We start from the raw sequence: 6,145 nt of genomic DNA on the forward strand, positions 1-6,145 counted from the left end.
CTGCTACACGCCGAAAGGCCTCGATGAATGGGCCGCGCGGGTAAAGATCTGGGCGCAAGGCAAGCAGCCGGCCGACCTGCGGCGCGCCGACCCCGCCACCGATGCGCCGGTCAAGCCGCGCGACGTGTTCGTCTACTTCATCACGGAGGGCAAGGTGCGCGCGCCGTTCGGCGCCATGGCACTGATGAAGCGGGTGGACCAGGATCTGTCGGTGCCCTGACGCTGCGGAATCATGGCATCTTCGCCATCGTCGTAACCTTATCGATACCTCCTTGCTGCATGAATCCAGCTGAACCAGTCGCAAATCTGGGCCGCCGCGGGCAAGGACGAGGGGCATGTCGCTCGACTACACTTCACTTCTGCTGGCTGTCGGTTTTTCCGCTGCCTGCCTGAGCCTGACCTTGTTTGGCATGTGGCTGACCGCTCGCTCGGAAAAGTTCCTGCTGACATGGGCGGTCAGCCTGGTGTTCGTGGTCGGCGATATTTTTTTCTATGACGCCTATATCGATATGCCCGGGCGCCTGCTGGGCATCGCCACGCTGGCTTTCCTCCTGCTCGGTTTCTCGACAATGCTGGGCGCGGCCTACCAGTTCAGAACCGGCGGCTCGCCAGTGCCGCGAACGGCGTTTGGCAGCGCCATTTCGCTGGCCGTGACATTGCCTCCCATGGCTCTAGGCTATGACGGGCTGGGCTTCATGTTCGAAAATGCCTTCGCCGCCTTGCTTCTGTTCGCAACGGCGGTCGAATACTGGAAAGGCCGCGACGAAGCCCCTGCCCTGACAACCGGTATCACCGCGCTCTATTCGGCCACGGCCGCATCCTTTGCTCTCTGCGCCATGGTTTTGGCCTGGGAGGGAAAGCTGGTCCTTGGACATGCGCCAAGCAACTGGGCCGAGGAACTGAGCCTCATCATCGTCATTGCCAGCATGACCGGCATCGGAGCGCTTTCCCTGGCCCTGAACCAAGGGCGTCTGGCCCGGCATCACCGCCACAATGCCCTGACCGACCCGCTGACCGGCCTGCTCAACCGCCGCGCCCTATTCGACCTGCACGGCGATGCGCCGGTCGGTGCCTTCACGGCGGTGGTCGTCTTCGACCTCGACAACTTCAAGGCCATCAACGACGAATTCGGCCACGCCGCCGGCGATGAGGTGCTGAAGGTATTTGCACGGGAACTCGCCAGCAATCTTCGCCCGGGCGATGTCGCCGCGCGCATGGGCGGCGAGGAATTCGCGCTGGTGCTGAAGCGGACCTTGCCCGAAACGGTGGAGGCCACCGCCGAGGCCATCCGGGCAGCTTTCGCCGCGCACCGCATCGAAACCGAGACAGGCTCGCTGATATGCACGGTCAGTGCCGGATTTGCTTTCGGCACCAAGGAAGGCCTCGGCTTCGACAAGGTGCTCAATGCCGCCGACAAGGCGCTCTACGACGCCAAGCGCAGTGGCCGAAACCGCGTCACCGCCTCTCCGCTCAGGCGCGCAGGCTGATCGCGTGTGTCAACACCGGCCTCTGATCGTGGCGAGACGAATGCAGCTCCTAGGCCGCCATGACAATCTCATTGAAGGTATCGAGATCGACATAGAAGACCTTGGTGATCTCCTCGATCAGATCGTCGTAATCGCAGCCCTGTGATCTCAAGATGTTGATGGCAGCGATGATATCGACACGTTCGATAAGCCGCCGCTTCTGGTAATCCTCGACGTAACGTTCCATGGCTGTCCCTTAGCCTGTGTGCCCAAACGCGTTTGAACGACAGAGATCGCAGGAGGGAAGCTAGGCAGCCTTGCTTGCGTGAAACTTGCCCGGCATTGGCCGTGCTCCTCGATCTGCGATAAACCAGACTGGTACGGAAGCGGCCGACTCACAAAAGCCTAGGAAAAGACTAGCACGCAGCTGCCGATGCACCAGAGACGCTGGTGCAGGGCCGGAGAAATACTGGACTTGCCAAGGACTTCGGATCGTCAACTGAAGTGCGTTGGCGATTCTAGACCGTCAGGAACTTCCTGACATCAGCACGGTCCAGATCTTCCGCCGGACCGGTATGGACGATCACGCCACGGTCCATGATGTTGACCTCGTCGGCCAACTCGCGGCAGAAATCGAGATATTGTTCGACCAGAAGCACGGCGATGCCGGCCTGGTCACGCAGGTAGCGGATGGCGCGGCCGATGTCCTTGATGATCGACGGCTGGATGCCCTCGGTCGGCTCGTCGAGCACCAGCAGTTTCGGCCGCATCACCAGCGCCCGTCCGATGGCGAGCTGCTGCTGCTGGCCGCCGGAAAGATCACCGCCGCGGCGGCCGAGCATCTGCTTCAGCACCGGGAACAATTCGAAGACATGCGCCGGAATGTTGCGGTCGGCCCGTTTCAGCGGCGCAAAGCCTGATTCCAGGTTCTCCCGCACGGTGAGCAGCGGAAAGACCTCCCTGCCCTGCGGTACGAATGCGATGCCCGACCGGGCGCGGTCATACGCCGCGCTCCGGTCGAGCGCCTTCCCCTCGAAGGCAACGCTTCCGCTCGTCAGCCGGTGGTGGCCGACGATCGATCTCATCAAACTGGTCTTGCCGACGCCGTTGCGGCCGAGCACGCAGGTGATCTTGCCGGCGCCCGCCTTCAGCGACACGCCGCGCAGTGCCTGGGCGGCGCCGTAGTGCAGCGTGGCATTGGAAACTTCGAGCATGTCAGCGCCTTTTCCAGAACCGCAGAAACGACAGATCGAAATGATGGAACTGCACCCGCCAGACCATGCTCATCTCCCCAGATAGACTTCGACGACACGCTCGTCGGCCGACACGAAATCGAGTGTGCCTTCCGAGAGCACCGAGCCCTCATGCAGGCAGGTGACCTTGACGCCGAGCTCGCGCACGAAATGCATGTCATGCTCGACGACGATGACCGAATGGTCGCGGGCAATATCCTTGAGCAGCCGCGCGGTCTCCTCGGTCTCGGCATCGGTCATGCCGGCGACCGGTTCGTCGACCAGAAGCAGTTTCGGGTCCTGCGCCAGGAGCATGCCGATCTCGAGCCACTGCTTTTGTCCATGGCTCAGATTGGCCGCCAGTTCGTCACGCTTGTCGCCAAGCCGGATGATGCCGAGGATGTCATCGATCTGCCGCGTCTCGGCGGTCGAGCGGCGATGGAACAGCGCCGGGAAGATCGAGCGCGGTCCCTTCAGCGCCAACATCAGGTTTTCCTCGATCGTGTGGCTTTCGAACACGGTCGGCTTCTGAAACTTGCGGCCGATACCCATCATGGCGATTTCGGCCTCGTCATGCTTGGTCAGATCGACCTGGCCGTCGAAGAACACGTCGCCTTCGTCGGGCCGCGTCTTGCCGGTGACGATGTCCATCATCGTCGTCTTGCCGGCGCCGTTGGGGCCGATGATGGAGACAGGCGCGCATCTCACCCTTGTCGAGCACCAGCGACAGATTGTTGATGGCGCGAAAGCCGTCGAAGGAGACCGAGACGCCGTCGAGATAAAGGATCGTGTTCGACTTTGACATGGTCGCTCACTCCGCCGGCTGCGGTTCGGGGTTGCTGGCGGACCAGTCGCCGGGCTTGCTCGCCTCGCCGCGAACGATTTTAGCCGGCGTCGGAACGTCGGGGTCGCTGCCGGCTTCCTCGGCAATCGAAGCTGCTCGCAACGCCTTGGCGTTGCCGCGCCAACTGTCCCACATGCCGATGATGCCCTTGGGCAGCAAAAGCGTGACGGCGACGAACAGCCCGCCCAGTGCAAACAGCCAGAACTCCGGTAGCACGCCGGTGAACCAGGATTTGCCGGCATTGACCAGCAACGCACCGATGATCGGCCCGACAATGGTGCCGCGTCCGCCGACGGCGGCCCAGACGACGACTTCAATCGAATTGGCCGGCTCGAACTCGCCCGGATTGATGATGCCGACCTGCGGCACGTAGAGCGCGCCGGCTATGCCGGCCATGACAGCCGAGACGGTGAAGGCGAACAGTTTCACGTTCTCGGCCCGCCAGCCGAGGAAGCGCGTGCGGCTCTCGGCATCGCGCACCGCCATCAGGAGCTTGCCGTATTTGGAGCCGACGATCGCCCAGGTGACGAAGACGGCAAGTGCCAGCATCACGGCGCTGGCGGCGAACAGCGCCGAACGCGTCGCGTCGGCCTGCACGTTGAAGCCGAGAATATCCTTGAAATCGGTCAGGCCGTTGTTGCCGCCGAACCCCATGTCGTTGCGAAAAAAGGCAAGCAGCAGCGCGTAGGTCATCGCCTGGGTGATGATCGAGAGATAAACGCCGGTGACGCGGCTGCGGAAGGCGAACCAGCCAAAGACGAAAGCGAGCAGGCCGGGCACCGCGAGCACCATGAGGCCGGCGAACCAGAAGTGGTCGAAACCGTACCAGAACCAGGGCAGTTCCTTGTAGTTCAGGAACACCATGAAATCGGGCAAGATGGGATTGCCGTAAACGCCGCGCGAACCGATCTGGCGCATCAGATACATGCCCATCGCATAGCCGCCGAGAGCGAAGAAGGCGCCGTGACCGAGCGAGAGGATGCCGCAATAGCCCCAGACCAGGTCAAGTGCCAAGGCGAGCAGCGCATAGCAGAGATATTTGCCGGTGAGCGCAACGATATAGGAAGGGACGTAGAAGGCGCTGGTGGGAGACACCGCAAGGTTGAGCAGCGGCACAAGGACGGCCACCGCCAGCAGGATGAAGATCGTGATGGCGATGCGGCGGTCCGCGCCGGCGGCAAAGAAGCGTCCCGTGATCATGCTTCCACCGCCCTGCCCTTGAGCGCGAACAGGCCGCGCGGGCGCTTCTGGATGAACAGGATGATCAGCACCAGCACGACGATCTTGCCGAGCACCGCGCCCGCATAGGGCTCGAGGAACTTGTTGACGATGCCGAGCGAGAAGGCGCCGACCAGCGTGCCCCACAGATTGCCGACGCCGCCGAAGACGACGACCATGAAGCTGTCGATGATGTAGCCGCGACCGAGATTGGGCGAGACGTTGTCGATCTGGCTGAGCGCGACGCCGGCAATGCCTGCAATGCCGGAGCCGAGCGCGAAGGTCAGCGCGTCTACCCATGGCGTCCTGATGCCCATCGAGGCGGCCATGCGCCGGTTGGCGGTGACGGCGCGCATCTGCAGGCCCCAGGGCGTGCGCTTCATCACGTAGAGCAGGATGCCGAAGACAGCGAGCGCGAAAACCAGGATCCACAGCCGGTTCCAGGTGATCGCCAACTGGCCGAGATTGAACGAGCCCGACATCCAGGATGGGTTGCCGACCTCCTGGTTGGTCGGCCCGAAGATCGAGCGCACGGCCTGTTGCAGGATCAGCGAGACGCCCCATGTCGCCAGCAGCGTTTCAAGCGGCCGGCCATAGAGGAAACGGATGACGCCGCGCTCGATGATCAGGCCAACCAGGGCCGCAACGAGGAAGGCGAGCGGCAGCGCAATGACCAGCGACCAGTCGAACAGGCCGGGAAAGGAGGTGCGGATCACCTGCTGGACGACGAAGGTCGTGTAGGCGCCGAGCATGACCATCTCGCCATGCGCCATGTTGATGACGCCCATGACGCCGAAGGTGATGGCAAGGCCGATTGCCGCCAGCAGCAGCACCGAGCCCAGCGAGATGCCGTACCAGATGTTCTGCCCGGCATCCCAGAAGGCCAGCGTCGAATTGATGTTGGCGATTGCGGTCGTCGCCGCTTGCTTGACCGCGTCGGTGGAATTCGCCTCGACCGAGGTGAGCAGGGAAACCGCATCGCGGTCGCCACGCGCGCCGATCAGGGCAATTGCAGCGAGCTTGTCGGCTTCAGGCCGGTCGGAGACCAGAACGGAGGCGGCACGAGCCTGTTCGAGCAGCGCCTTGACGCTGGCCACGGTCTCACTGGCGATTGCCGTGTCGAGCGGTCCGATGTTTGCGGCGTCGGGCGTCTTGAACATGGTGTCTGCGGCGGCAACACGCACGGCCGGGTCCTTGGCGCCGAGCGTCAGCGTGCCCAACGCATCGCGTATGACGCGACGCAGCGTGTTGTTGACCTTGATCTTGGTGATGCCGTCCTTGGCCGCCTCGCCCGACGCCTCGCCGCTCAACGGGTCGGAAAGCTGGACGCTTTCGCCCGCTTCCTTGCCGACAAACACAAGGGAATCAGCCTTGCGGACATACAG

6 protein-coding genes and 1 pseudogene are annotated in these 6,145 nt (G+C 62.9%); 2 read left to right on the forward strand and 5 right to left on the reverse strand.

Annotated features, from left to right (window positions below):
- Both EOC06_RS15850 and EOC06_RS15855 read left to right on the forward strand, forming a co-directional pair.
- A partial coding sequence (locus EOC06_RS15850) for a DUF72 domain-containing protein (protein ID WP_128308207.1) occupies positions 1-220 on the forward strand: 220 nt, incomplete at its 5' end.
- A 115-nt stretch (positions 221-335) separates the two neighbouring features.
- On the forward strand, positions 336-1,487 hold the full coding sequence (locus EOC06_RS15855; RefSeq protein WP_128308208.1) for a GGDEF domain-containing protein: 1,152 nt from the start codon (positions 336-338) through the stop codon (positions 1,485-1,487).
- Positions 1,488-1,536: 49 nt separating this feature from the next.
- On the opposite strand, the gene EOC06_RS15860 is transcribed toward EOC06_RS15855, so the two are convergent.
- The 5 genes and pseudogenes from EOC06_RS15860 to urtB all read right to left on the reverse strand — a co-directional run.
- Complete coding sequence (locus EOC06_RS15860) at positions 1,537-1,713, reverse strand: hypothetical protein (protein ID WP_081738697.1); 177 nt, start codon at positions 1,711-1,713, stop codon at positions 1,537-1,539.
- Positions 1,714-1,984: 271 nt separating this feature from the next.
- On the reverse strand, positions 1,985-2,680 hold the full coding sequence (gene urtE / locus EOC06_RS15865; protein ID WP_023813006.1) for an urea ABC transporter ATP-binding subunit UrtE: 696 nt from the start codon (positions 2,678-2,680) through the stop codon (positions 1,985-1,987).
- Between the two features lie 69 nt (positions 2,681-2,749).
- Positions 2,750-3,503: pseudogene (urtD, locus tag EOC06_RS15870) on the reverse strand (urea ABC transporter ATP-binding protein UrtD).
- Between the two features lie 6 nt (positions 3,504-3,509).
- Entirely contained in the window at positions 3,510-4,742 is a 1,233-nt protein-coding gene (gene urtC, locus EOC06_RS15875) for an urea ABC transporter permease subunit UrtC (RefSeq protein WP_128308209.1), read from the reverse strand.
- The coding region (gene urtB / locus EOC06_RS15880; RefSeq protein WP_245469646.1) for an urea ABC transporter permease subunit UrtB at positions 4,739-6,145 on the reverse strand (1,407 nt) is incomplete at its 5' end. The genes urtB and urtC, both read right to left, overlap by 4 nt.

This window comes from Mesorhizobium sp. M7A.F.Ca.MR.362.00.0.0 (assembly GCF_004023175.1).
Lineage (GTDB): Bacteria > Pseudomonadota > Alphaproteobacteria > Rhizobiales > Rhizobiaceae > Mesorhizobium.

Excerpts from the sequence above, each read along its gene's own strand:
- EOC06_RS15860 (WP_081738697.1), bottom strand. The coding sequence starts at position 1,713 with ATGGAACGTTACGTCGAGGATTACCAGAAGCGGCGGCTTATCGAACGT.
- EOC06_RS15855 (WP_128308208.1), top strand. The coding sequence starts at position 336 with ATGTCGCTCGACTACACTTCACTTCTGCTGGCTGTCGGTTTTTCCGCT.
- urtC (WP_128308209.1), bottom strand. The coding sequence starts at position 4,742 with ATGATCACGGGACGCTTCTTTGCCGCCGGCGCGGACCGCCGCATCGCC.
- urtE (WP_023813006.1), bottom strand. The coding sequence starts at position 2,680 with ATGCTCGAAGTTTCCAATGCCACGCTGCACTACGGCGCCGCCCAGGCA.